At 62.4% G+C, this 25,169-nt stretch carries 21 protein-coding genes and 1 pseudogene; 15 read left to right on the top strand and 7 right to left on the bottom strand.

The annotated features are described in order from the left end of the window. The first annotated feature begins 146 nt into the window (after window positions 1–146). Window positions 147–311 (top strand): hypothetical protein, encoded by a 165-nt coding sequence (locus tag FGL95_RS21190; protein ID WP_169590449.1) that lies wholly within the window; start codon window positions 147–149, stop codon window positions 309–311. Between the two features lie 99 nt (window positions 312–410). On the opposite strand, the gene FGL95_RS21185 is transcribed toward FGL95_RS21190, so the two are convergent. Both FGL95_RS21185 and FGL95_RS21180 read right to left on the bottom strand, forming a co-directional pair. Continuing rightward, complete coding sequence (locus FGL95_RS21185; RefSeq protein WP_169590447.1) at window positions 411–866, bottom strand: MaoC/PaaZ C-terminal domain-containing protein; 456 nt, start codon at window positions 864–866, stop codon at window positions 411–413. Between the two features lies 1 nt (window position 867). Continuing rightward, a complete protein-coding gene (locus FGL95_RS21180; RefSeq protein ID WP_338079952.1) occupies window positions 868–3,474 on the bottom strand; it encodes an ATP-binding protein in 2,607 nt (868 codons plus the stop codon). A gap of 273 nt (window positions 3,475–3,747) precedes the next feature. Between FGL95_RS21180 and FGL95_RS21175 the strand changes: the two genes are divergently transcribed. The 7 genes from FGL95_RS21175 to FGL95_RS21145 all read left to right on the top strand — a co-directional run bounded on the left by FGL95_RS21175 (window position 3,748) and on the right by FGL95_RS21145 (window position 10,579). Beyond that, window positions 3,748–4,149: a nuclear transport factor 2 family protein gene (locus tag FGL95_RS21175; RefSeq protein WP_169590445.1), complete on the top strand. Its 402-nt coding sequence runs from the start codon at window positions 3,748–3,750 to the stop codon at window positions 4,147–4,149. Between the two features lie 26 nt (window positions 4,150–4,175). After that, window positions 4,176–5,291: an LLM class flavin-dependent oxidoreductase gene (locus FGL95_RS21170; protein WP_169590444.1), complete on the top strand. Its 1,116-nt coding sequence runs from the start codon at window positions 4,176–4,178 to the stop codon at window positions 5,289–5,291. Between the two features lie 6 nt (window positions 5,292–5,297). Further along, complete coding sequence (locus FGL95_RS21165; protein ID WP_169590442.1) at window positions 5,298–6,047, top strand: glucose 1-dehydrogenase; 750 nt, start codon at window positions 5,298–5,300, stop codon at window positions 6,045–6,047. 84 nt (window positions 6,048–6,131) lie between these two features. Next, on the top strand, window positions 6,132–7,535 hold the full coding sequence (locus tag FGL95_RS21160; protein WP_169590440.1) for a 3,4-dihydroxy-2-butanone-4-phosphate synthase: 1,404 nt from the start codon (window positions 6,132–6,134) through the stop codon (window positions 7,533–7,535). Continuing rightward, window positions 7,535–9,196 (top strand): class I adenylate-forming enzyme family protein, encoded by a 1,662-nt coding sequence (locus FGL95_RS21155; protein WP_169590439.1) that lies wholly within the window; start codon window positions 7,535–7,537, stop codon window positions 9,194–9,196. Before FGL95_RS21160 ends, FGL95_RS21155 begins: the two co-directional genes overlap by 1 nt. Beyond that, window positions 9,193–9,846, top strand: a complete 654-nt coding sequence (locus FGL95_RS21150) for a carboxymuconolactone decarboxylase family protein (protein WP_169590437.1) — start codon at window positions 9,193–9,195, stop codon at window positions 9,844–9,846. The genes FGL95_RS21155 and FGL95_RS21150 overlap by 4 nt, the downstream gene beginning before the upstream one ends. A 58-nt stretch (window positions 9,847–9,904) precedes the next feature. Continuing rightward, window positions 9,905–10,579, top strand: a complete 675-nt coding sequence (locus FGL95_RS21145; protein WP_338079951.1) for a TetR/AcrR family transcriptional regulator — start codon at window positions 9,905–9,907, stop codon at window positions 10,577–10,579. On the opposite strand, the gene FGL95_RS21140 is transcribed toward FGL95_RS21145, so the two are convergent. From FGL95_RS21140 to FGL95_RS21130, 3 genes are read right to left on the bottom strand one after another with little or no spacing between them, the layout of a single operon-like run. Next, the gene (locus FGL95_RS21140) at window positions 10,576–11,352 is read right to left on the bottom strand and encodes an enoyl-CoA hydratase-related protein (protein WP_169590435.1); all 777 of its coding nucleotides are present in this window, start codon (window positions 11,350–11,352) and stop codon (window positions 10,576–10,578) included. The two genes, FGL95_RS21145 and FGL95_RS21140, sit on opposite strands and share 4 nt — an antisense overlap. 13 nt (window positions 11,353–11,365) lie before the next feature. Continuing rightward, a complete protein-coding gene (locus FGL95_RS21135) occupies window positions 11,366–12,208 on the bottom strand; it encodes an enoyl-CoA hydratase-related protein (protein ID WP_169590433.1) in 843 nt (280 codons plus the stop codon). Next, window positions 12,205–12,693, bottom strand: a complete 489-nt coding sequence (locus tag FGL95_RS21130) for a nuclear transport factor 2 family protein (RefSeq protein WP_169590432.1) — start codon at window positions 12,691–12,693, stop codon at window positions 12,205–12,207. Before FGL95_RS21130 ends, FGL95_RS21135 begins: the two co-directional genes overlap by 4 nt. A gap of 172 nt (window positions 12,694–12,865) precedes the next feature. On the opposite strand from FGL95_RS21130, the gene FGL95_RS21125 reads away from it, so the two are divergent. Then, window positions 12,866–13,378, top strand: coding sequence for a flavin reductase family protein (locus tag FGL95_RS21125; protein ID WP_206072136.1), 513 nt, complete (start codon window positions 12,866–12,868; stop codon window positions 13,376–13,378). A 104-nt stretch (window positions 13,379–13,482) separates the two neighbouring features. Here FGL95_RS21125 and FGL95_RS21120 read toward each other — a convergent pair whose 3' ends face one another. Next, complete coding sequence (locus FGL95_RS21120) at window positions 13,483–15,411, bottom strand: flavin-containing monooxygenase (RefSeq protein WP_169590430.1); 1,929 nt, start codon at window positions 15,409–15,411, stop codon at window positions 13,483–13,485. A 162-nt stretch (window positions 15,412–15,573) separates the two neighbouring features. Between FGL95_RS21120 and FGL95_RS21115 the strand changes: the two genes are divergently transcribed. Beyond that, window positions 15,574–16,341 carry a CoA transferase subunit A gene (locus tag FGL95_RS21115; RefSeq protein WP_169590428.1) on the top strand — a complete coding sequence of 256 codons (768 nt, stop codon included), beginning with the start codon at window positions 15,574–15,576 and terminating at the stop codon, window positions 16,339–16,341. After that, complete coding sequence (locus FGL95_RS21110; RefSeq protein ID WP_338079950.1) at window positions 16,338–17,027, top strand: 3-oxoacid CoA-transferase subunit B; 690 nt, start codon at window positions 16,338–16,340, stop codon at window positions 17,025–17,027. Before FGL95_RS21115 ends, FGL95_RS21110 begins: the two co-directional genes overlap by 4 nt. Here the strand turns inward: FGL95_RS21110 and FGL95_RS21105 are convergent. After that, window positions 17,024–17,662 carry a TetR family transcriptional regulator gene (locus tag FGL95_RS21105; protein WP_169590424.1) on the bottom strand — a complete coding sequence of 213 codons (639 nt, stop codon included), beginning with the start codon at window positions 17,660–17,662 and terminating at the stop codon, window positions 17,024–17,026. The genes FGL95_RS21110 and FGL95_RS21105 overlap by 4 nt on opposite strands. Window positions 17,663–17,806: 144 nt before the next feature. Between FGL95_RS21105 and ligA the strand changes: the two are divergent. From ligA to FGL95_RS21080, 4 genes and pseudogenes are all read left to right on the top strand, one after another. Continuing rightward, window positions 17,807–21,230: pseudogene (ligA, locus tag FGL95_RS33275) on the top strand (NAD-dependent DNA ligase LigA). A gap of 164 nt (window positions 21,231–21,394) precedes the next feature. Continuing rightward, the gene (locus FGL95_RS21090; protein WP_169590419.1) at window positions 21,395–22,768 is read left to right on the top strand and encodes an MFS transporter; all 1,374 of its coding nucleotides are present in this window, start codon (window positions 21,395–21,397) and stop codon (window positions 22,766–22,768) included. Window positions 22,769–22,799: 31 nt separating this feature from the next. Beyond that, complete coding sequence (locus FGL95_RS21085; protein WP_206072135.1) at window positions 22,800–24,509, top strand: sensor histidine kinase; 1,710 nt, start codon at window positions 22,800–22,802, stop codon at window positions 24,507–24,509. Next, window positions 24,497–25,165 carry a response regulator gene (locus tag FGL95_RS21080; RefSeq protein ID WP_169590418.1) on the top strand — a complete coding sequence of 223 codons (669 nt, stop codon included), beginning with the start codon at window positions 24,497–24,499 and terminating at the stop codon, window positions 25,163–25,165. Before FGL95_RS21085 ends, FGL95_RS21080 begins: the two co-directional genes overlap by 13 nt. Window positions 25,166–25,169: the final 4 nt, after the last annotated feature.

Here is a 25,169-nt window from a genome sequence, read left to right as displayed (position 1 = left end):
ACCGGCATAGATTTATTGTGACACTGGATCTAGACTGAATCAAGAGTCGACAACCGAAAATTTTCCAATGATGTACCGCGACAACGAAAGCGCCGCCACCGGCCACGGCGCTGACCAACCACCCGACAACAACGCCCGCGACCGTCATGGACCACACCGACCACACCAGCTCGCTGCAGTGCAACTACTGCGAACGTCGCTTCGCCACCGATTATCGCCACCCGCGCGCCGACGCCCAGATCAACGGCTGGGTCGTCGGTACCGAGGTGACCATCTGCCCGGCCTGCGCAAACGCCCACGCGAACTCCTGAGCGGCGACTGGCCGCCAGGCGAGCGAGCAGCGGGCACCTCCCTAGGCCGAGGCGCAAGGTGATCGGTCTCGGTTGGCGAGGCCGTGGCACTCCACCGAACTAGACCTCAGGACGATTTCGCACAATCGAATCGGTGACCGATGACAGCACGGTCTCCCCGGCCGCGGTGAGCAAACCAGTTGTGGTCACGGCCGAGCGATCGGGCCGTGTGGGGGTCACCGCATCGATTCTGATCGAGCCGGAAAGCGTTATTCCTGGCCGAACCGGCCGACGAAGTTCGACATCGCGCAGAGCTCGGCCGGCGATGATCGACCAGTGCCGGTATGCACCGAGCGCAGCGAGCCGTTGAAAGATCGCGAGAGAGTGTATGCCGCTTGCGATTAGACCACCGAAGTAGCCGCTCTCCGCGGCTGCCTGATCGATGTGGAATGGCAACGGATCCCATTGAGTGGCAAATGCAATGATCTCGCCGTGTGTGACCGAATAGGTGCCGAGGTCGATGATCGTGCCGACTGCAAGGTCCTCGGCAAACTTGGCTGGTCCGTCGTCGCCCATCTCAGAACCTTCCGGCGGTGTCGGTGAGCGCGTTGACTACTTGTTGGCGGCGAGTAATCCCCAACTTCCGGAGCACGTGCGCAACGTGGCCTTCGACGGTCCGAACCGAGAGCACCATGAGGTTGGCAATCTCCTTGTTGGAGAGCCCTTGTGCAACGTATGAGGCTATGTCGCGTTCACGCGGAGAGAGTTCCGATGTCGCGGTCGATCGAGGGTCGGCACGCTGATCCCGCTCTTCTTTGAGTGCGAAGGCGATCACCTGGGCCCGCGACATCGTGGCGCCCTGTTGGCGCGATTGTGTGTAGGTCGAATTGCCGAGGGACTTTCGCGCACGCGCTTCGTACACTTCGCGTCGCTCGACCCAGTGCTGTGAACCGTAGAGCTGCATCCCGAACGAATCCCACATCGACGATGCCGCCCCGAGGAGTACGGCTGCACGTTCGTTGGAGCCTGCCGCTGCCTCTGCCCACGACAGCAGATCTGTCACAAGCGTTGTTCCCACGGTGTCGTCGAATGCGCGCTTGAGGCCGAGGCTGAGTGTCGCGAGCCGGATTGCCTCCTCGAATTCACCCTTGACGAGAGCAACAAGGCCAAGCCCGTAGACCGAGTAGGACAACATCCACTTCTCGCCTGTGGCCGAGGCTTGTTCGTGAACCAGCTCGAAATGCTTTGCAGCGCGTAGTGTCTCGCCGTTGGAACTGCACAACATGCCCATCTCGATGTGCGCAGTCCACATGAGGGCAGTGCCGTCGGGGATCCGATCGTAGAGCGCGAGCGCCTCGTCGAGGTGACGTTCGCCGCCTTCGAAATCACCGCCGAGGTAGGTGTTGAGACCCTGTGTCTGGCGCGCAAATGCCAGCGTCGCGTCGTCGTTCGCCAATTCTGCACGCCGGACGGCAGATTCGAGGGTTCGAGCCGCCTGGGCGCGGTCACCCTGCATCGTCTGGAGGACGCCCATTGTTGCCTCGAGTTGGCCGATGCGGGCGTTGCTGAGTGTCGTGAGCTTCAAGAATTGCGTGATCCACATCCGATGCTCGCGGATGGAGAAAGCCGACGACCACAAGAACCACGTTGCAATTAGATCCGATGCCAACTCGATCGATTCGTCGGTCGGACTACTCAGCGCAGTCTGTAGTGCGAGTCTCAGGTTGGCTCGGTTTTCGCGGAGCCGGTTGCTGACTCGTTCCTGTTCGCTGCCAGTCCATTTGCTTCGTGCGGACTCGACCAGAGTCGAACACCATCGAAGGTGGGCGCAACGGAGTTGTGCCGCGTCATCCGGCGTCAGCTTGCTCGCTCCGAAATGTCGAAGGGTCTCCAGCATGCGAAATCGGACGGTACCACTGCTGCCGTCTCGTAGCAGAACCGATTTGCTGACCAAGCCGGCGATAACGTCCAGCACCTGACCGGCTTCCACTGTGGCATTCGCGCATACAGTTTCGGCCATTTTGAGATCGAATCCCTCGGCGAAAATCGACAGTCGAGACCAGAGTGCCTGTTCGCGCAAGTTGCACAGGTCGTAACTCCATTCGACAGTTGCATTCAAGCTGCGGTGTCGGTCCGGGCCGCCACGATTTCCGACGGTCAGCAGTGCGAGTCTGTCGTCGAGCCGTGCGGCTAGATCGTCGACCGACAGCGCGGTCAACCGTGCGCAGGCGAGTTCGATGGCGAGTGGAATTCCGTCGAGCTGAATACACACCCGCCGGACTGCATCTCGACTCGCGTCGTTCAGTGTGAACCCGGCAATCGCGGCGGATGCTCGATTCTCGAACAATTCGATTGCCGCGCTGTTGTTTTCGGTGGACAACGGTTCCAAGACGTAGACGTGCTCGTCCGGAACGGTCAGTACCTCGCGACTGGTTACCAAGATCTTGACGTCGACGGTGCTTCTGAGGATCAGCGATATCAGCTCGACGCAGGCTGAGATCACGTGCTCGCAGTTGTCGAGAACGATCAGCAGCTTCTTGTCACGAACGGACCCGACAAGTGATTCGAGCACGCTGTGTTCCGGCAGATCGGTGTCGCCGAACCCAAGGCCGTCCAGAACCGCTTGCGGCAGTAGCGATTTGCTCCGTAGCGATGCGAGCTCGATGAATCGAACGCCATCGGCGAATGCCCGCCGATACTCCGATGCTGCCTCGGCGGCGAGTCGGGTCTTACCGATACCACCCGGACCGGCGATGGTGACGAGTCGGCTCTCGCCGAGCATCGCACGCAGACTTCGTAAATCGTCCTTTCTCCCGACGAAACTGGTTGCGAAGTGCGGAATGTTCGAGGACTGCCCAGCCGCAGCCTGCGGTGTCAGCGCAGCGCGTTCGGCCCTGACCCGCTCGACGGCGCGGGCAAGTGTGTTGCGCGATCCATTCCACTGCAACTCTCGATGCAATTGAGCCACAGTCATATTCGGGTTGACATCGAGAAGCCTGCCTATCGCGGGCGCGAGCGAATCCGCCAACGATCCGGATCGTGGTCGGTGGTCGCGCGGCGGTGTCTCGAAAGTCAGTGCTCGACGCACCGTGTTGCGAGATATGCCCAGGGTGGTGGCGATCGCTGAGACCGACTCGCCCTCGTTCCTGAGGTCGACGATCTGGCGCCATTCGTCGGAGTTCACTCGGTGTCTCGGCTCTGTCGATTTCTTACTTGTGACCGGCGTCACCTGGTCGATAGTGCACGCCATCGGCCGCCTGGTCAACATGTGACATCGTTCGTATTGACGCGCAACAACTGACTTCGCGTTGTCCGGCTAGCCCTGTGAGCAGGGGATTCAGTGCTGTTCTACCCGAGTTCGCGAACCGAGTATTTCTACGGTTTTGCGGTGAATCGCAACGATGGACAGTGATGCAGGTCATAGACGAGCGAACTTGTCGAACAGACGGAGTAACCAATGAGCACGCCGGAACAGAACATCGAGGCAGCGAACAATTTCGCGAAAGTCTTCTCCACGGGTGACGTGGCGCAGATCCTCGACACCCTCCACCCCGAGGGGACCTACTGGGTCTCCGGCGGGATCGAGGGCATGTCGGGGACCTACGACAAGGAGGGTCTCGGTGCGCTCTTGAGCGGGGTCACCACCGTGTACGAGGACGGCGCACTGGAGGTCACTCCGACCGGTGCGATCGCGCAAGGCGACAAGGTCGCTGTCGAAGCCACGTCGTACGCAAAGTTGAAGAACGGCAAGGTCTATCAGAACGCCTACCACTTCTTGTTCGAGTTCCGCGACGGGAAAATCCTGTCCGTCAAGGAGTACATGGACACCAAGCACGCATACGACATCTTCTACGTCTGAGTAGTTCCACAGAAAGGCAAATAATCATGGCAATGGAAACCGGACTCATCGTCCACCCGTACATGCGCCCAGAGCACACCTCGCGCCAGACGTTCGACTGGTGTGTCGAGCAGGCGATAGTCGCCGATCAAATCGGCTTCGACTCCGTCATGTACTCCGAGCACTCCTCCCAGCGTTGGGAGAACATCCCCGCACCGGAGCTGGTGATCGCGGCGGCCGCCCGCCAGACCGAGCGGATCAAGTTTGCTCCGATGGCACACATTCTGCCCCACCACAATCCGGCGAAGCTCGCCGTCATGATCGGCTGGCTCTCGCAGATTCTCGAGGGCCGGTACTTCCTCGGAGTGGGTGCTGGTGCGTACCCGCAGTCCACCTACATTCACGGCATCAAGAACGGTGAGGACACCGAGTTCACCAACAAGATGGTCCGTGAGTCCCTCGAGATCATGGAGAAGATCTGGAAGCGTGACCCCTTCTTCTACGAGGGCCAGTTCTGGAACGCCGGCTACCCGGAAGAGCTGCACGGCGACGAGGGCGACGACCAGCACATGCTCGCCGACTTCAGCCCATGGGGCGGTGCGCCGGAGATCGCAGTGACCGGATTCAGCGCCAAGTCGCCGTCGATGAAGTTCGCAGGCGAACGAGGATTCCGGCCGATGTCGATCTTCTCCGGTCTCGACGCTCTCAAGACACACTGGGAAACCTATTCCACTGCAGCCGAAGCCAACGGTCACGTCGCGGACCGCTCGCGTTACCACGTGTCGCAGACGGTCTTCGTCGCCGACACCGACAAGGAAGCCAAGCGACTCGTCATGGAGGGTCCGATCGGGCATTGCTTCGAGCGATACCTGATCCCGATCTGGTGGCGCTTCGGCATGATGGACGGATTCATCAAGGACGCCGGCGCTCACAAGTCCGACGTCAACCTCGAATGGATCGTCGACAACGTCTTCTGTGTGGGATCACCGGACACAGTCGTCGAGAAGATCGGCACCTTGTTCGAGGCCAGCGGCGGCTGGGGCACCCTCCAGGTCGAGTCACACGACTACTCCGAGGACCCGGCTCCGTGGTTCAACTCCCTCGAGCTCATCGCCAAGGAAGTCGCACCCCGAATCTCCCTGCCGACACCGGTTTCGGTCTAGGTCGTCATGTCGAATCGTTTGGAAGGCAAAGTTGCCCTCGTGACCGGCGCATCTCGCGGAATGGGTGCGTCCCATGCGCGGACCTTCGTCGCACAGGGGGCGAAGGTCATCCTCGCCGACGTCTCAGACGAGGCCGGTGAGAAGCTGGCGGCAGAGTTGGAAGACAACGCGATCTTCGTGCATCACGATGTGACGCAACCGGATTCATGGAAGTCGGTCGTCGAGAGCGGTGTCAGCGCGTTCGGCGAGATCAATGTTCTGGTGAACAATGCGGGTGTACTCGGTCCGTTGGCGGCCACCGCAGACTTGACCGAGAACGACTACCGGAACGTCTGCCGAATCAACCAGGACGGTGTGTTCTTCGGGATGAAGGCGGTCCTGCCGTCTATGGAGCGGGCAGGTATCGGTTCCATAGTGAACATCTCGTCGATCGCCGGAATGGCCGCGAACTACGGATTTCCCAATCTGGCGTACGTTGCCAGCAAGTTCGCGGTCCGCGGGATGACGAAGGCGACGGCAGTCGAATACGGACGCAAGAACATTCGGGTCAATTCTGTCCATCCGGGATTCATCCAGACTCCGATGATGGTGGAAGCCACCAATGAAGAGGGTGGCGACGCGTTGGCTCAGATCCCGCTGGGGCGCATCGCCGATCCGCAGGAAGTGTCCAACCTCGTGTTGTTCCTCGCTTCGGACGAGTCGTCCTACATCACGGGCTCCGAACACCTCGTCGATGCCGGAATGCTCGCGCAATAGAAACGAAATACCTCCGCTGGGGTGGGTTGCACAGCGCCCACCCCAGCGGATCACCAAGAACTTCTCCGAAAAGGATTGAGCGACATGCGAACACCCATCGCGCGAGTCGAGCAGGCGTTGGCCGATGTGGCCGCAGGTCGTTCGATCGTGCTCATCGGCGGTACAGCCGACCAAGACAGCTATCTGCTTGCCGCAGCCGAGAAGTCCTCGACCGCGTCTATTGCCTTCATGGTCCGGCACGGTTCGGGATTGATCTGCGCAGCAGTGACCGGAGCCGATGCCGATCGGCTCGGCCTGTCACCGATGTCGACCTTGTGCAGTGGAAGCAGTTCCGTCGACTACCTGGTGTCGGTCGATACCGCTGACGGTTCCGGGACTGGAATCTCGGCAATCGATCGAGCTTGCACGCTACGGCTCCTGGCCGATCCGCACAGTCTGCCAGCGACTTTCACCCGTCCCGGGCATGTCATGCCAGCGCGAGCACACCCCGGCGGCGTGCTCGGCAAGATCGGTGCGGCAGAAGCGGCCACGGATTTGACGCGCTTGGCTGGGGTTATGAGCGCGGGCGCCTACACCGCACTGGTGTCCGTCGCAGATGAGACTCGAATGGCCAACCCGCAGGAGGCCAACGACTTTGCGGCCCGACACAAGTTGGCCTGGCTGTTCATCGACGATGTCGTGGCCTATCGCCGAGCGACCGAAACTGCGGTGCGAGCAACGTTCCGGCACAACGGAGCCACGACTTTCGGCCCGTATGTGGCGAGGGGCTTTCACAGCGATGTCACCGGTACCGACTTCGTGGCCTACACCGTCGCCGACGTCAACGGCCACGACACTGCACCGCAAGTCGTTCGCCATCGCGAAGACGCCGCCGACGTGGGTTCGCTGGGCCTGGCCGACTCCTTGGCAACGGCGATGAAATCGGTCGCGCGGCACGGCCACGGAACGGTGGTGGTCGAGCGGTACTCGGAGCGGCAGTCCTTGTCTGACAACGCTCGCCACATGGCAGCGGTCGACGCCGACGTGGCCGAAATCGTCCGCACCATCGGTTACACGACCGTCGAACTCGTCGAGCAGGGCGAACGCGCTTCCGACGCGCCAGTGGTGACGGGACTGGTCCAACATGGGGACCAACGTGGTCGGGTTCTTGGGTTCCCTACGGCGAATATCGAATTGGACAACGACGGTTCGGCGGCGTCGAGCAAATTCCTCGCCGACGGAGTCTGGGCAGCGCGTTGTGAGCTCGACGATGGCCGGACCGTTTCCGCGGCCGTGTCGATCGGACGGCGATCCACCTTCTACGGAAACGCCGGTCGCAGGCTTCTCGAGGCGCACCTGCTCGACTTCACGGGCGACCTGTACGACAGAGAGTTGACGGTTCGATTGGTCGGCTGGATCCGCTCGCAGACAGCTTTCGGATCGAAGGAAGAACTGATTGCGGCCTTGAACAACGACGTGCAGCAGGCCCGGAAGATGTTGGTGCACTGATGTCGAACAACGCTTACTGGAGCGAGATCTCGCCCCTCGCGGACCTACTCGGTCGAGGAGCCACTGACCATCCTGATCGCGATCTGATCGTCTTCCCCGAGAGTCGGTATACCTACGCGCAGGTCTACGACCGATCGATACGGGTGGCACGAGGTCTCATCGGCCTCGGCGTCGAAGCCGGGGACAACGTCGGTCTGTTGGCGCACAACGGAATCGAGTTCCTCGAGGGATTCTTCGGCGCGGCTTTGGCAGGATGCGTCGTGGTCCCTCTCAACGCGAGGCACAAGTCCGCCGAACTCGGCTATATCGTCGAGAACGCGGATTTGACTGCCCTCCTGACCGTTTCGGGAGACAACGACTACATCGACTTCGTCGACGTGATGCACGAGGCGCTACCGTCGCTGCGCGCAGCGGACCACGGCCGGTCCTTGGCTGTGCCCGAGGCGCCTCGATTGCGCGCGGCGATCTTGCTGAAGGGGGACGAACGCGCAGGGTTCGTCTCCCGCTCGACATTCGATCTCGCCGCCGCCCGTGTCGCCGTCGACGAGGTCGACCGTCGGCGCATGCAGGTACGTGTCCGCGACGTGGCCGCAATCCTCTACACGTCGGGTACGACGGCGAATCCCAAGGGCTGCATGCTCACTCACGAGGCGATCACTCGTGGACCGGTGTTCCGTGCACGACACCGACTGGTGACCGAGACACGACACGTCAGCTGGGGTGGCGGACCGATGTTTCACATCGCAGCCCTCGCGCCGCTCATCGGAGCCATGGGAGCGGGCGGTACCTACCTCACCGACACCTATTTCGAGCCAGGTCGAGCGATCGAACTCATGGTGCGGGAGCGACCGACGACGATCTGGCCCTGGTTCCCCGGTCCCATGCAGATGTTGACCAGTCATCCGAGTTTCGATGCAGCAGTGCTGGATTCGGTGCGCTATGTCTTTCTGATCGGTCCGCGTGTGTTGATCGCCGAGACCCAGACGCTTTTTCCGCGAGCCGAACTCGTCGCTGCGTGCGGCATGACCGAGACCGGCGGAATCTACGCTCTCAGCGATGAGACCGAGACGTTCGAGGACCGGTCCAACGCTCAGGGCAAGCCCGCACCGGGGATCGAGGTGCGCATCGTCGACCCCGTCACTCGTCGGGAACAACCGATCGACGTCCCCGGTGAGATTCTCGTGCGTGGGTTCTGCGTCACAGACGGCTATTACAAGGATCCAGCGAAGACGGCGGAAGCGCTCGACAGCGAAGGGTGGCTGCACACCGGCGATCTATACAGCCGGACCGAATCGGGATGCCTGGTATTCCACGGCCGACTCAAGGACATGCTGAAGGTCGGTGGCGAAAACGTCGCCGCCATCGAAATCGAGTCCTTCCTGTGCGAACATCCTGCTGTGCTCAACTCCGCAGTCATCGGTCGTCCCGACGAACGTCTCGACGAAGTGCCGATCGCGTTCGTCGAGATCCGCGAGGGGCACGACCTCACCGCAGACGAGTTGATGTCGTTCTGCCAGGGAAAGATCGGTCGCTACAAGATCCCGCGTGATGTCTACTTCGTCGCGGCAGGGGAGTGGCCGATATCTGCAACCAAGATCAACAAGCGAGGGTTGCGCGCGATCCTTCGCGACAGAAGCGAAAGTATGAGTCCCGCTTCATGACCGAGGCCGTCGTCACGTCGGCCGAGATCCGCGGGGTCGCGGAGGACGTGCTGCGAGAAGTGGCCGACGGTGACGGACTGGACGACCTCACCGCCGCGCTGATCGGGCTTTCCGTCAGGGCTGTGGTCACCACGATGGATACCGAAGGCAGTGAGCGGTACATCAGATTGGCACTGGCCGCGGGCGCCACGCCGGCGCAGGTCCACGAGGTGCTCACCGTGGTGGCCGCAATCGGGATGCACACGTTCTTCGAGTCGTCGAGGCAGCTGGCGCGTATTGCCGCAGAGCAGGACCCTGCCGCTCCGGTGGCGGCAGATCGCGAGCTGTGGGCACACTACGTCGGAGACGATTCGTATTGGGCCAGAGCCGAAGTGGCAGTCCCGGGCTTTCTCGACGCGTTACTGCGGATGTCGCCCGAAGCCTTCGCGGCATTTTTCGAGTTCTGTTCGGTCCCGTGGCAGAGCAAGACTGTCCCGGCGCTGACAAAGGAGCTTGTGTCGATGGCGTGCGACGCAACGCCCGGCCACCGTTACCTGCCCGCGTTCCGGTTTCACTTAGCGAATGCGTTGCGCCTCGGCGCCGGCGCCCTTGCCGTGCGTGAGGCCTTGGCCATCGCCGAGAAGGCGCCATCGTCCCAGGGCGTTCGCTGATCAACGCGCAGGTGGATTACGTCAACGTTGATGTAGTCGGCCTGTAGAATCCTGTGTCGTGGCTACCTCCTCGACGACCTCCAGTGGCATGAGCAAGCGCAGAAGCAGCGCTCAAACCGAGAACAGTCCCGGCTACCAGGCGAAGCGGGCAGAACTCATGGGGCTTGCCGCAGAAGTGTTCAAGGAGAAGGGATTCGAGGCGGCGACCCTCAACGACATCGCCGAGCGTTTCGGGACCGATCGCGCGTCGATCTACTACTACTTCGCCAGCAAGAAGGAACTTTTTCAAGCGCTTTTCCACGACATCCTCATCGGAGTGCTGAACGAGAACGTCGCGGTGGCGTCCGAGATCGCTGCGTCGGACAGATCGGCACCGGACAAGCTGCGTGCCCTGGTCGAGCAACAGTTGATGTCGTACGAGAAGCACTATCCCTATGTCTTTCTCTACATCCAGGAAGACATGGCGAAGCTGAGCTTGGAGAACACGGCGTGGGCCAGAGACATGGCGCGCAAGACGAAGCGCTTCGAAACCATTGTCACCGACGTCCTACAGCAAGGCGTGGACGACGGTGTGCTTCGCGCCGACGTGTCGGTGACGTTGATGGCGAAAGCGCTGTTCGGGATGATCAACTGGACGCACCGGTGGCTCAAGCCAGGTATGCGCAAGACCGACGCTCGCCAAACCATCGACGCGTTCTGCGCGATCTTCTTCGACGGAGCGGTCAAGCGCTAGCGGCCGGTCCACACAGCATTTCGCTTCTCCGCGAATGCTTTACGCCCTTCGAGTCGGTCAGCGCTGTACTCGTACGCCTCGATTGGCTCGTACCGCGTCGCCAGAGCAGTCTCGAGCGGCCAGCCCGCACGGGAGAGCACGGCGTCCTTTGCTGCCTGTACTGCCAGCGGTGATGCGGACGCAATTCGCTCGGCCCACAGGGTCGCAGTCTCATCGAGCTTTTCGTATGGAACGACCTCGTTCACCAGTCCGTAGCGCTCCGCTTGATGCACGTCGATGCGATCGCCGGTCAGGATCATGGCCAACGCGATGTGGTGGGGGAGTTGACGAATCGCCCGGTGCATGATGCCGGCCTCGCCGATGATCCCGACCTTGGTCTCGGGAATGCCGAACTTCGTGGTGTCGGCCGCAACGATGATGTCGGCGCACATTGCGAGTTCGAAGCCGCCGCCGATGGCGTAGCCCTGTACCGCCGCAACAAGTGGCTTGCGAAGGGTCAGCAGGGGCCCTCCGACGCCTGTGAGTCCGCCGCCGAGGGCCATTCGGCGCCCTGCGCCGCCGCCGGTACCGCTGACGTCTGCGCCCGCGCAGAATGCCTTCTCGCCGGTGGCAGACAACACCGCGACCCAAATGTCGGGGTTGTTGTTGATTTCGGTCCACGCTTCGAACAAGGCGAGGTCCATCTCGGCGTTGATCGAGTTGAGGGCCTTCGGCCGATCGAGGGTGACGCGCGCGATGTGACCATCGACCGCGAATCCGATTCCTGAGCTCATGGAGTTTCCTTGTCTAGTAGAGTTCTTCGGGACCGACAGGGCGCTTGTAGTGCGCCACAGCGGCTTTGAGTCCGACGTCGGCGATCCATGCTCGGATCTGCTTCACGGACGGCGACAGGTGCAGCAATGCGTCCATCTCCGCTCCGCTCTGCGCGGCGTTACGCACGCCCATAGCTTCCATGGAGCGGTTGATCGAGAGTTTCTTGATCCGCAGCACATCCGAGGGCGTCCGGGCGACTCTGGCTGCAAATGTTTCTACCGCAGCGATCAACTCGCTTTCAGGGACTGCATGATTCGCCCATCCCCACTCGACCGCGGTAGTTCCGTCGATGGTGTTGCCGGGCACAAACGCTAGCTCTTTTGCACGTTTCGGTCCGACCAACGGTGCCCAGACGGGAGCGATGTAGCCCCCTCCGAGCGGCATGGCAGGTTCCCCGATTTTCGCGTCGTCGGCAACGAACGTCAGATCGGCGAACACGCACATCTGTGTTGCGCCGGCGATGCAATATCCGTGTACTGCGGCGATGACTGGCTTGGGATGGTCCCAGATGGCCAGGAATCGATTCATGTTGCGTGCGAGGCGTTCTCGATCCGCGACCGGATCAGGTTCGGCTACGACCTTGCCTACCTGGTCGATGTCGTAGCCGGCAGAGAAGCCGCGCCCGCGACCGCGGATGCCGATCACGGGGCCACCCTCGTACGTCAGCCGGTCCAGTGCATGGCTGAACTCGTCCAGGAGTGCAGTGGAGAGCGCGTTCGCCTTGGTCGGGCGATCGAGCACGATCCAACTGATCGGTCCTCGATGCTCGATCTGGAGGTTCTCGTACTCGACATCCACTGCGGTCGAGGAGGTCATGCCGACGCTCGGCCGATCGGAATCTGCTTCTTGACATGGAAATCGGTTACGCCCGATGCTCGCAGTTCGCGTCGGGTGAACAGCCAACCGCTGGTGTCGTCGAAGACGAACTCGTCGTGATACTGGCCGAAGAAGTACCCGTCCGCCTTGCCCTCTTTGGTGTAGCGGTGCCATGCATACAACACCGATCGAACCTTTGCCGAGCGCAGATCGTCGCTGAAGTCGACGACGACGTTGGAGACGTGGTGGCTCGTTGCGGTGAAGAAGGTTCCGATCCCATCGAGGGTTTCGCGATAGGCCTTGCGACCGTCGGCGCCGAAGTTCGGTCCATAGGCGACGTAGCAATCCTCCGTGAACAGGGCAGCGAGATCGTCGGGCAGGTTCATATCGAGGTAGTACGCGTAGTCGAAGAGAACGCGCTCGATCTTCTTGATCGACAACAGCTCCGCTAGTTCTCGCGTTGTCGTGTCCTGGGCAGTGGTCATGGCGGGTTCTCCTCGTTGTCGTCAACGTACGTGTAGATCATCGCGTGAATCGCGGCAATTGTCAACGCGGACGTAGATTGAATCAACGCGAGCATTGACAAGGAAACTCAACGGTGTGACCATTGACGTAGGGGAGCAGCGCAGATCAATGCATTCTCGGAAGGTGACTTCGATGACGATTCTCGACCCGACACGGACGGTCGAACGGAGCCGATTTCGACACGTCCTCGGCCATTTCCCGACGGGAGTAACAGCGATCACGTCACTCGACGGCAACGGCAATCCCGTCGGCATGGCCGTTGGCTCGTTCACCTCGGTGTCGCTCGACCCGCCGCTGGTGGCCTTCCTGCCGGACCGTTCCTCGACGACCTTCCCGATCGTGCGCGCGAACGGCAGGTTCTGCGTCAACGTCCTCAGCTCACGGCAACAGGCCGTCTGCCGTGCGCTGTCGCGAAAGGGCACCGACAAGTTCGCCGATATTTTGTGGTCTCCCACGGCGACGGGCTTGCCCCGAATCACCGACGCTCTCGCGTGGATCGAATGCACGATCGATGCCGTGCACGAAGCGGGCGATCACTACATCGCCGTCGGCCGGGTCGACGCCATGGAACTCGACGCGATCGACGATCCCCTGATCTTCTTCCAGGGCGGCTACCGCGCCTGCGCGCCGGCCGCTACCGCATGAATGTCGCACTGACTCAGTCAGACTGAGTGAATGTCGCATTCATGCGTTGAGGGCCAAGTTATTTGGGCGGGAACCTTTCGGTTCCCGCCCTCTCAGCCGTGTCGTCAGCGCTTGGTGTAGTTCTCGAGGTCGGGCCGTTCAGTCATCTGCCAGTACTCGACGTTGAGGAAGGGCATCACGAACACGACTCGACCGTGTCGGTTGCGGTAGTAGGTCGACATTCCGCGGTGGGTCCACACCGTCTTGTCGTGAGTGGTGTCGACGAGCTCGTTGTAGCGGTCGTTCGCCTCGGCTGTGGCGTCGATCGCGGTGATGTCGTTCTTGAACATCTCCGTGAGAAGTCCACGGATGTAACGCATCTGGACCTCCATGAAGAACATGAAGCTGCCGCTGCCAGGGAACGAGTTCGGGCCGCCGAGCATGAAGAAGTTGGGAAAGTCGGGAACAGACACACCGAGATATGCCCTCGGGTCATCGTCGTTCCACGCCTGTCGCAGCGAGAGTCCGCCGATGCCACGGACATCGAGAGACGACACGAAACGTGCGGCCTCGAAGCCTGTGGCCCAAATGATGACGTCGGCGTCGAACTCGACCCCCGCACTGCTGACAAGGCCGGTGGGAGTTACTCGGTCGACTCCGTCGTTCACCAGCTCCACATTGTCCTTGCGCAGCGCTGCGAACCACCCGTTGTCCAACAGGATTCGCTTGCCGAACGGTGGGTAGTCCGGAAGGACTTTGTCCAGCAGGTCGGTACGGTCCCCGAGTTGTGCGGTGATATAGCGCGTGAAGTACTCGCGGTGCGCGTCGTTGCGCGCGTTGACCGCACGCTCCGGATGCTCCCACGCGGGGTCGACGCGAAGGGACTCGATGACCTTGTCGCCGAACTGCCAAAACAGCCGAATCCAGTACCAGCTGTGATACTCGGGGCACGACTGCATCAACCGGCGCAGCTCCAGAGGAATTGGTGTTCGGAACTTCTCGAATGGCGCGACCCACTGCGGCGATCGCTGGAAGACGGTCAGTTGCTCGACGCGATCTGCGATGGCCGGTGTGATCTGCATGGAGCTGGCTCCGGTGCCGACGACGGCGACGCGCTTGTCCTCGAGTTCGAGCCCCTCTGGCCAGTCTGACGAATGGAACTGAATGCCCGAAAAAGTCTCCATTCCAGCAACATTGGGTAGCTTTGGTCGATTGAGGACTCCCACGGCGCTGATGACCACGCTCGCGTTCAGGACCTCTTCTTCGCCTGCCCCGTTGCGGACGGCGACGTTCCACCGCTTGGTGGTTTCGTCGTAGTCAGCGCTGAGAACCTCGGTGCCGTAGCGCACTCGCTCGTGCCCGCCGAGAGCTTTCATCGTTCGGGTGAAGTAGAGCTGCAAGTCGTTTCGCAACTCGAAGTGTGTGTTCCAGTCGTTCTTCGCGAACGAGAACGAGTAGAGGTGGCTCGGGGTGTCGACGCCGGCACCCGGATAGGTGTTCTGGAACCAGTTGCCTCCCGACTCGGGTTGCTTCTCGAGGATGACGTAATCCACGCCCATGTCCTCGAGCTGTTGGGCTGCCGCGATTCCCGCCACGCCCGTGCCGATCAGCACCACATTGAAGCCCGGCGGTGGCTGCACAGGCTCGAGCGCGATCTCGGGGGCGTCGGGAGCAACGCGGCGGGCGAGCTCCTGGGAAAGCATCGGACCGTACTCGTCGCCGACGGGTTCGCCCATGCACACTGTCATCATCCGGACCGTGTCTTCGGGCGATGGGGACGGGATGGCCGGTGCGTGACCGGCTTGGAGCGACAGGATCGCAGCCACAGCATTTTCGCGTATCTCGTCCTGCAATGTGGGAGCCAAGCCGCCGGAATCATGGTCCCCCAAACCTTTTCCGCGGGTCGGGCGATAGGGCTCCTCGAGCCATTTCGGGTCGCCGGTCGTCTGATAAACGACCATGAGCAACGCCGGCACGTTCGCGATGGCCACCGCGGCCCGCACTTCCTGCTCGCTCAAGCGATCCGGGTTGAAGTAGCCGTCTTCGTCTTGCATGTGTACCTCTCTCCAAGAATCAACGCGGACGTTGACAAGCGTCTTTCGAATCCTGACATCCACAGGTGTCGTTGTCAACGTTCATGTTGACAACGCGTGGTCCGTGAGCAACAGTCACGTTGACAAACTTGGCGGTGTGGAACACAGCGAAAGAGGACTTTGATGGGAACGAAGGTGTACACCACACCGGAAGACGCGGTCGCCGACATCGCCGACGGCGCATCGATCGCCGTCGGCGGATTCGGGCTCTGCGGCATACCCGACGCGCTGATCTGGGCACTGGCCGACTCAGACGTCGGCAATCTCGAAATCTTCTCCAACAACTGCGGAATCGACGCCCACGGACTTGGCATTTTGCTCGACACCCATCGAGTGCGCCGAGTCACCGCGTCCTACGTCGGGGAGAACAAAGAATTCGCTCGTCAGTACCTCGCCGGCGAACTCGAAGTCGAGCTGACGCCGCAGGGCACGCTGGCAGAACGACTGCGTGCAGGGGGAGTCGGCATCCCCGCGTTCTTCACTCCGGCCGGTGTCGGCAGCCCAGTCGCTGACGGCGGACTGCCGTGGAAGTTCAACAGTGACGGCTCGGTCGCAATCGGCTCACCCCCAAAAGAAGTGCGAGTCTTCGGTGGCACCCGGTACGTCCTCGAACACGGAATCACATCCGACTTCGCGTTGGTGCATGCATTGCAAGGAGATTCGGCCGGCAATCTCGTCTTCGACAAGACCGCAATGAATTTCAACCCTCTCGCCGCGATGGCTGGCAGGGTAACCGTCGCGCAGGTGGAACAACTCGTGCCCACGGGCACCCTCGATCCCGCGCAAGTTCATCTGCCGGGAGTGTTTGTCCAACGAATCGTCGAGACGGGTCCACAGCGGACGCGAATCGAAAAGCGAACTGTCACAACAGCAAAAGAGGCAACGCGGTGAGCCGGGGATGGACTCGCGCGCAAATGGCTGAACGCGCGGCCGCAGAGCTGGTCGACGGCGAGTACGTTAACCTCGGTATCGGACTGCCTACGCTCATTCCCGCTTACCGCGACCCCGACGTTCATGTGACGTTGCATTCCGAGAACGGGATTCTCGGGACAGGACCCTATCCAACCGAAAACGCGGTCGACGCCAATCTGATCAATGCGGGCAAGGAGACGGTCACGGTCAACCCGGGCGCCTCGTTCTTCGATTCCGCACTGTCGTTCGGGATGATCAGAGGCGGCCACATCGACACCGCGATACTGGGTGCTATGCAGGTCGCCAAGAACGGTGACCTCGCGAACTGGATGGTCCCCGGAAAGATGGTCAAGGGCATGGGCGGCGCGATGGATCTCGTCCATGGGGCAAGTCGCGTCATCGTCGTCATGGAACACATCGACCGGGATGGAAAGCCGAAAATTGTCGACGCCTGCACGCTGCCGCTGACAGGCCAGGGCGTGGTCGACCGCATCATCACCAACCTCGCGGTCATCGACGTCACCGGCGATGGCACTCTTGCGCTCCGGGAACTCGCTCCGGGTGTGACCGTCGACGAGGTTGCCGCCCTCACCGATACGCTGCTCGACGTTGGGGCGATATCGGTCCACGCCCGCACATGGCGCGAAGGCGACGGGCTGGGTTAGAGATCGGGACGCACCGTGCGAATCGCCGCGGCGACCATTCGAACGATTTCCTCGATCAGCTCGGCTCGTGAGAGTTCGATTCCGCCGTCCACCCAATCGCTGATGGCTTGCGCTGCTCCGACGATGAGCATCAAGGCGGCGACATCCAAACGAATGCGTTCTTTTTCGGTCACCTCGATGTCCGAAACGACGGCGTCGATGAGCATGGCGGCGATCGCGTGCTCGGCGCGGCCGACGGTGTCTTTGCGTTCGTCGCCGCCCATCATGTCGACGAACAGCCGAGCGTTGCGAGTGTCGGAGATAAGAACTGACACAACGCTTCCGACCATTTCTTGCACTCGACTGAGCATGTCGGGGGCCGGGGTTGCGATGGCGGCCCGGGCAGCTGCAGTGACTTCGTCCACCAACCGCTCGCCGAGGGCTACGAACAAATCGTTCCGGGTGTGGAAGTGCTCGTAGAAATAGCGCTTCGACAAACCTGCTCGCGCGCTGACGTCGTCAACGGTGACCGATGCGCGAGTTCCATCCGCGAGCGCGCTGAGGCCTGCGTCGAGCAGGGCATCACGACGCAGCCGCACGCGCTCCGCTGCGCTGACGCCTCGGAACGTCCGGACCACGGCGGTTGAATCGTTCACTCTCCAATCTTGACACACCGCGTCGCGCCGCCTACCGTTTTAGGAACTGATCAGTTCCTAGTAATGCTCGGCCGGCGGCGCAGGGACTGTCCGAAATTCAGACGTGACCCAGGACTCTCGAACCCCCACCAGGCAGGCGAACTCATGAACCTTCTCGATCAAGTGATCAACAAGGCGCAGGCGACGATCCCGCTCGACAAGCAGATTCAGGGCGTGCATCTCTTCCAGAAGGCGAAGAAGATGGTGGTCAGTGACAACGCGCCGGTCTTCGTCGAACGCCCGATTCCTGACGTCGAGGATGTGCCGCTGGCACAGATCGACGTCAGTAACCCATTCCTCTTCCGCCAGGGAAAATGGCAGTCGTACTTCAAGCGCCTGCGTGATGAGGCGCCGGTGCATTACCAGCCGAACAGCCCTTTCGGCCCGTTCTGGTCGATCACTCGCTACGAGGACATCATCGCCGTCGACAAGAACGCCGACGTGTTCTCCGCCGAACCGTTCATCGTGATCGGTGAGCCGCCCGAGGGCCTGAGCGTCGAAATGTTCATCGCCATGGACCCCCCGCGTCATGACGAGCAGCGCAACGCCGTGCAAGGCGTGGTTGCGCCCCAAAACCTCGAAGAAATGGAAGACCTCATCCGATCGCGCGTGCAAGAAGTGCTCGACAACCTGCCGATCGGGGAGCCCTTCGACTGGGTGGACAAGGTCTCGATCGAACTGACTTCGCGCATGCTGGCGACGCTGCTCGACTTCCCGTACGAACAGCGCCGCAAGCTGGTGTATTGGTCCGACTTGGCGGGCGGCAGCGCCTCGGCCACGGGCGGCGAGAACGACATGGACGAGATGTTCACGGGCATCGCAGACATGGCACGCCACTTCAGTGCACTCTGGCATGACAAGGCCGCCCGTTTGGCGGCAGGCGAGAAGCCCGGTTTCGACCTGATCACCCTGCTCCAGTCGTCCGAGGACACGAAGGATTTGATCCATCGCCCGATGGAGTTCCTCGGTAACCTCTTGCTGCTGATCGTGGGTGGCAACGACACCACCCGCAATTCGATGACCGGCGGTGTGCTGGCGCTGAACCAATTCCCGGACCAGTTCGCAAAACTCAAGGCAAACCCCGCGCTGCTTCGCAAGATGATCCCCGAGATCATCCGCTGGCAGACGCCGCTGGCGTACATGCGCCGCGTCGCCAAGGAAGACACCGTGCTCAACGGGCAGTTCATCCGAAAGGGCGACAAGCTCGTCATGTGGTACGTGTCGGGCAACCGGGACGAGCGCAAATTCGAGAATCCGGACGAATTCATCATCGACCGATCCGCTGCGCGCCATCACATCTCGTTCGGCATCGGCGTCCATCGATGCATGGGCAGCCGGCTCGCCGAGTTGCAGCTGCGAATCCTCTGGGAGGAGTTGCTTGCGCGGTTCGAAGACATCGAGGTGGTGTCGGAGCCGGAGTATGCACAATCCAACTTCGTGAAGGGCTACACGAAGATGATGGTCAAGCTCACCAGTAAGCAGCCGGCCTGACCAGCGCAGGCGAGCGCGTCAGTGGGTATCTGTAGCGTCGGGTGCTGTGAAAACAGGGGAACACGCTCAGAAGCTCGCGGACCGCATAGTCGAGCTACGCGACGCCTACTACCAGGGGGCGCCGCTGGTCGCAGACGCCGAGTACGACGCGATCGAAGACGAACTACGCGGCCTTCTCGAAGCGCACCCCGACCTCACGCTCGACCTCAATCCGCTGGAGCAGGTCGGCGCGCCCGCAGAGCTGCACGCTCCAGTCCGGCATTCGCGTCCGATGCTGTCACTGGAGAAGGCGACCAAACCTGAGCAGGTTGCGGCGTTCTTCAACCGCTTCCCCGGGCAGTCGGTTGTAGTGATGCCGAAGCTCGACGGCTTGTCCCTGGCTCTGGTCTTCGAGGACGGGCGCCTCGTACGTGCCATCACCCGCGGCGATGGCACCACCGGTGACGACGTGACCATGTTGGTTCGCGCCTTGGTCGACGGCGTCCCCGAGCGGATCGGTAGCCGCGGGCGGGTGGAGGTGCGTGGCGAAGCGGTGATGCTCCGGTCGACCTTCCTCGCATACAACAAGGCGAATCCGGATAAGCCGCTGATCAATCCGCGCAACGCCGCAGCGGGCACTTTGCGGGCAAAGGACCCGGCGACGGTCGCCGAGCGGCGCTTGCAGTTTTTCGGCTTCGACTTGGATGACCCTGCCGATGATGGCGTCGTCGACCTGGAAGAGGGGCTGCGGGCTCTCGGTATCGCCGGTGCACAGATGCAACACTGCGTCGATGCCGAGCAAGCGCAGGCCGCGATCACCGCGATCGAGGAGGGTCGCAACGCGCTGAACTACGACCTCGACGGTGCGGTGCTGCGGCTGGCCGATCGAGAGGCCTATGCGGCGGCCGGAACGCGGTCGAACTCCCCGCGCGGCGCGTTGGCGTTCAAGTTCGCCGCCGAGGAGAAGACCACGTTGCTGCGCGAGGTGATCTGGGACGTCGGCAAGACGGGCAAGATCGTCCCGGTCGCGTGGCTGGAGCCGGTTTTCGTCGGCGGCACGACGGTCACGAAGGCGACGCTGGCCAACCAAGAAGTCATTCGCGCCCGCGACATCAAGATCGGGGACACGGTGCTGGTGCGCCGCGCTGGCGACGTAATCCCTTTTGTGGCAGGCGTTCTCGATGCCGCGAAACGAACGGGCGAGGAGCGCGATATCGTGCCGCCCGCTGTCTGCCCCTCGTGCGAACAACCGGTGACCGAGCAAGGCAACAGCCGAGAACTGTTCTGCACCAATGTCGCGTGTCCCGCGCAGACGGTCCGCAGGCTCATCCACTGGGCGTCGCGTGCCGCAGCGGATATCGACGCCATAGGGCAGGTGTGGATCGAACGCCTAGCTGACGCCGGCGTCCTCGAGAACCCGTCGGACTTCTACACACTGACGAAGGAACGCCTGCTCGAGTTCGACCGTATCGGCGAGGTCTCGGCCCAACGCATGATCGACTCGATCGATGCGAGCCGCCAGGTCGGCCTGCGGCGCGCGCTGATCGGCCTGGCCATCCCGATGGCCTCCGACGGCACCGCCGCGCGCCTGGCCCGAGCGGGATTCGGCTCCCTCGAAGAGGTCGCCGACGCGGGCCAGGAACGGCTCGTGGCCGTGGATGACATCGGCGCGAAGGTCGCAACCTCCCTCGTCGCTCACCTCACCCGCCTACGCCCGGAACTCGAAAAGCTACGCGCGGCAGGCGTATCCCTGGACGTGCGTGAAGAGGACCTTCCCCCGGTCATTGCGGCCGGCGCACCCCTGGAAGGCAAGACGGTGGTCATCACCGGGGCTATCAGCGACCCGCGGTCTGGCGAGAAGGTCGCGCGCCCAACGTTTCAACGCCTCTGTGAGCAGGCGGGCGCGACGGCAGCCTCCTCGGTCTCGGCCAACACCGACTTGCTCATCACCGGTGCAGGCGTCGGTGAGAGCAAACTGACCAAAGCAGAGAAACTCGGCGTCGAGGTCGTCGGCCAGGGTGAGATCTGGGACCTGCTGATCGCCGCCAAGGTCGTCTAGACGACAGCGGTCGTAGTCGCGAGCAGAATGCGCAGAATGCCGAGATCGCGCGTTTGCGCCCGTTGTGAGCACAAGCGCGCCTTCGCCACCGTGCGTCGTTAACTTCGATTCACACGGACATCGGAATCGCCCGAACATCCGAAAAGTCAAGGAATGTAACGGCAATGACGCTGACAGCAGAAATCGGCTCTCCCGCTAAAGGTATCGATATCGGCCGTCGTCTCGACGCCTTGCCGGTAGGTCCAGTTCATCGCAGGGTTGTGGTGGCGATCGGGCTCGGCTTGTTCTTCGAGGTCTACGAGATCTTCCTGTCAGGCGCGATCGGGACCGCGCTGAAGACCGAGTACGGTCTGGGCGGGACGACGCTGATGGTCATCATGGCATCGACGTTCGTCGGAATGTTTGTTGGCGCAGCGGCGTTCGGCCACATCGCCGACAAGATCGGCCGACGCCGCGCGTTCATGATCAACCTGGTGTGGTTCTCGGTGTGCAGCCTGGTCGCTGCGTTCGCTCCGAACCTCGCGATTCTGGTCGTCGCGCGGTTCTTGGCCGGGGTCGGGATCGGAGCCGAGTACCCCGTCGCTGACGCCTACCTCTCCGACGTGCTCCCGGCGTCCCATCGTGGGCGCCTGGCGGCGTGGGCGTACACCTGCTCGTTCCTGGCAGTACCAGCCCTGGGGTTCCTGTCTCTGGGCCTGACCGGACACACGATCGCGGGCATCGCCGGCTGGCGGATCTTGCTGCTGATCGGCGCTGCGGGAGCGATCTTCGTCGTCGCGATGCGGCGCGGACTGCCCGAATCCCCGCGCTGGCTCGCGGGCCAAGGCCGCAATGGCGAGGCGCAAGCCGCACTGCAGCAATTCGAGACCGACACGAGCCTGCCGGCCGACCTCAGCGAAGAGTCGACGACCCCACCGGCGCTTTCTACGAAACCTATTGTCCGCCTGCGCCAGTCACCATATCGGGCGCGCGTGGTGATGCTCGCGGTGTTCCACCTGTTCCAGCCCTTCGGCTACTACGGCTTCGGGACATTGGCGACGTTGGTGTTGGTCCACCGCGGCTTCGACGTGACATCGTCACTGCTGTTCGTTGCGCTGTCGTTCCTGGGGTATCCGCTGGGTTCGCTGCTGTCGATCCCGCTATTGGCGCGCTGGGAACGCAAGTACCTGACCATCGCAAGCGCGGCTGCGATGGCATTGTGCGGCATCGCATTTGCGACGCTGAGCGAGACAGCGGCAATAGTCGTCTTCGGCGTGCTCACCACCGCCGCGGCCAACGTGTTCTCCAACGTCTATCACGTCTACCAGGCCGAGATTTTCCCCAGCGACGTGCGCGCCACCGCGGTTGGCTGGACCTACTCCATCTCTCGGCTGTCCAGCGCTGCATTGCCGTTCATCTTGATTCCCGTGCTCGACAACTATGGGCCGGCTGCGATGTTCGCAGTCGTGGTGGTCGCTTTGGGCTTGGCTGTCGCTGTCCTCGTGCCAGTCGGTCCGCGGACCAGCAACCGGGGACAAGAGGACATCAACCCAGTCTGACGTCGGCAACGATGGCGGTACGCTGCCACCCATGGCCACGAGAGGTCGCATCGACCTGAGGCTCGCCACCCAGGTGCTGGTGCTGCAACTCGTGGTCGTGGCGTTGACGTCGATCGTCGCCTTCGGCATGTTCGCGGCTTTCACCCGTCACCGTATTGCCGACGAGTACGGCATTCGCGCTCTCGATGTGGCACGTGTCGTCGCCCTGGCTCCGGCAGTTCGGGCCGGTGTTGCCGGTTATGACGCGAACCCGCTGCCAGTCGGTCCCGAATTCAGGGCCGAACTCGAATCGGGTCCTCTTCAGGCGATTGCCGCGGAGGTTGCACAAAGCACCGATGTGCTGTTCGTGGTGATCACCGACAGTAGAGGGTTGCGGTTGGCCCACCCCAACTCGAACGACCTGGGTTCGCCGGTAAGTACCGACCCCGCGCGCGCGCTCGCCGGCGGGGAGGAAGTGCTGGATGAAATTGGCACGCTCGGCCCGGCCGTCACGGGAAAAGTCCCTGTCCGGGCACCGAATTCGGATCGCGTCGTCGGCGAAATCAGTGTGGGAATCTCCACCCGGGATGTGCGTCGTCAACTTGACAGCAGCCTACGAATCTGCGCGCTGCTCGGCGGGGTGGCTTTGCTCGTCGGCGTCATCGGGTCGATTCTCCTGGAGCGCCGCTGGCGTGGGCTGACCCTGGGCCTGCGGCCAACCGAAATGGCCGAGATGGTGCGCGGACAGGCGGCGGTGCTGCACGGCGTCGGCGAAGGCGTGCTGGCCGCGGATGCTGATTGGCGCACGACCTTCGTCAACGACGAGGCAATGCGCCTGCTGCAGGTCGCCTATCTACCAGGCCGCCCGGTGGCTGAGATCGGACTGACGCCTCGGGTGCTCGACGTGTTCCTCGCGGCGGACTCCACACCGACTCTGGCGACGGTCGGCGACCATATCGTTGTCGTGTCGGCTCGCCGGGTCATCCGCGACGGTCGCGACCTGGGCGCAGTTCTTGTGGTTCGCGATCGCACCGACGTGGAATCGCTTACCCGCCAACTCGATGCCGTCCAGTTGATGAGTACGGCGCTACGCGCACAGCGACACGAGTTTGCCAACCGGCTCCACCTGCTCAACGGGCTACTCGATGCCCGCCATGTCGACGAAGCACGGCAGTACCTGGCCGACCTGCTCGGTTCCGGGCCGCTGGGCTCGGCTGTGCCCGGCATCGACGCCATCAGCGACCCCTACATTCAGGCTTTCCTGGCAGCCAAGGCAGCGGGGGCGCGCGAAGCCGGCGTCACGTTGACGATCGGCGAGAACACCTGGGTCGCTGGGCGGCTGACGCTTCCCGTCGAGGTGACAACCGTGCTCGGTAACCTCCTCGACAACGCCATCGACGCCACTCGCGGTGTGTCGGGCGACGTCAAGGAAGTGGAAGTCGAACTCTTGCAGGATGATTCGACATTGCACATCGTCGTCGCGGACAGTGGCGCAGGCGTCGAGCCGGGCTTTGTCGATCAGCTGTTCACCGAGGGTGCGACGACCAAACCCGCTTCGGGGATACCTGGCGGCCGCGGGATCGGGTTGACCTTGTCGCGCCAGCTGACAAGAGGGCTGGGCGGGGACTTGAGGTTGTCGAGCCCGGGTGAGCCAGACCGGCGACTGTGTGGGGCTGAGTTCATCGCGCGGCTGCCCGGGGTCATGCAGGATTCGGACGTGCAGGATTCGGACGTGTTCGAGGAGGCGCAGTGGGAGACCTGACTGTCCTTGTCGTCGACGACGACTTTCGCGTGGCGAGCATGCACGCCGGAATCGTCTCTGCGATAACAGGTTTTACGGTCGAGGCCACCGTGACCACGCTCACCGCGGCCCGCAAGGTAGGACCTGTCGACCTCGCGTTGGTCGACGTGTACCTGCCGGACGGATCAGGGGTGGACTTCGTTCGCGAGCTGCGCGGCGATGCCATCATGCTTACCGCTGCCCTCGAGTCGCACACTGTGCGCGAAGCGATCGCAGCCGGAGCGCTCGGTTTTCTGGTCAAGCCATTCGCCCCGGTCGACCTTGCCGCTCGGTTGGCCGGATACGCGCGATACCGAAAGATCCTGTCGCCACCGACTGTGTCAGCGGATGCAGTCGACGCGGCACTGGACGCGCTGCGCCCGAAGGTCGCGAGTCTCAAGCACACAAGCGCTCCGCCATCCCCGACGAAAACACTTGTGCTGCAGTCTCTGCAGGCATCCGGGCAACCGATGTCCGCAGCAGAGGTGGCTGCGGCGATAGGCGTTTCCCGCGCCACAGCGCAACGCTATCTGGCAGCAATGGCCTCTGTCGGCGACGTGACAATCGGGTTGCGGTACGGGACCACAGGACGGCCCGAGCAGGAATTCTCCGCAGCAGCGCCACGCTCCGCGCGCTGACACG

The sequence above is a fragment of the Antrihabitans stalactiti genome, assembly GCF_012932915.1.
Lineage (GTDB): Bacteria > Actinomycetota > Actinomycetes > Mycobacteriales > Mycobacteriaceae > Antrihabitans > Antrihabitans stalactiti.
The sequence above is the reverse complement of the archived record's forward strand: the minus strand, read 5'-3'. Positions and strand labels throughout refer to the sequence as shown.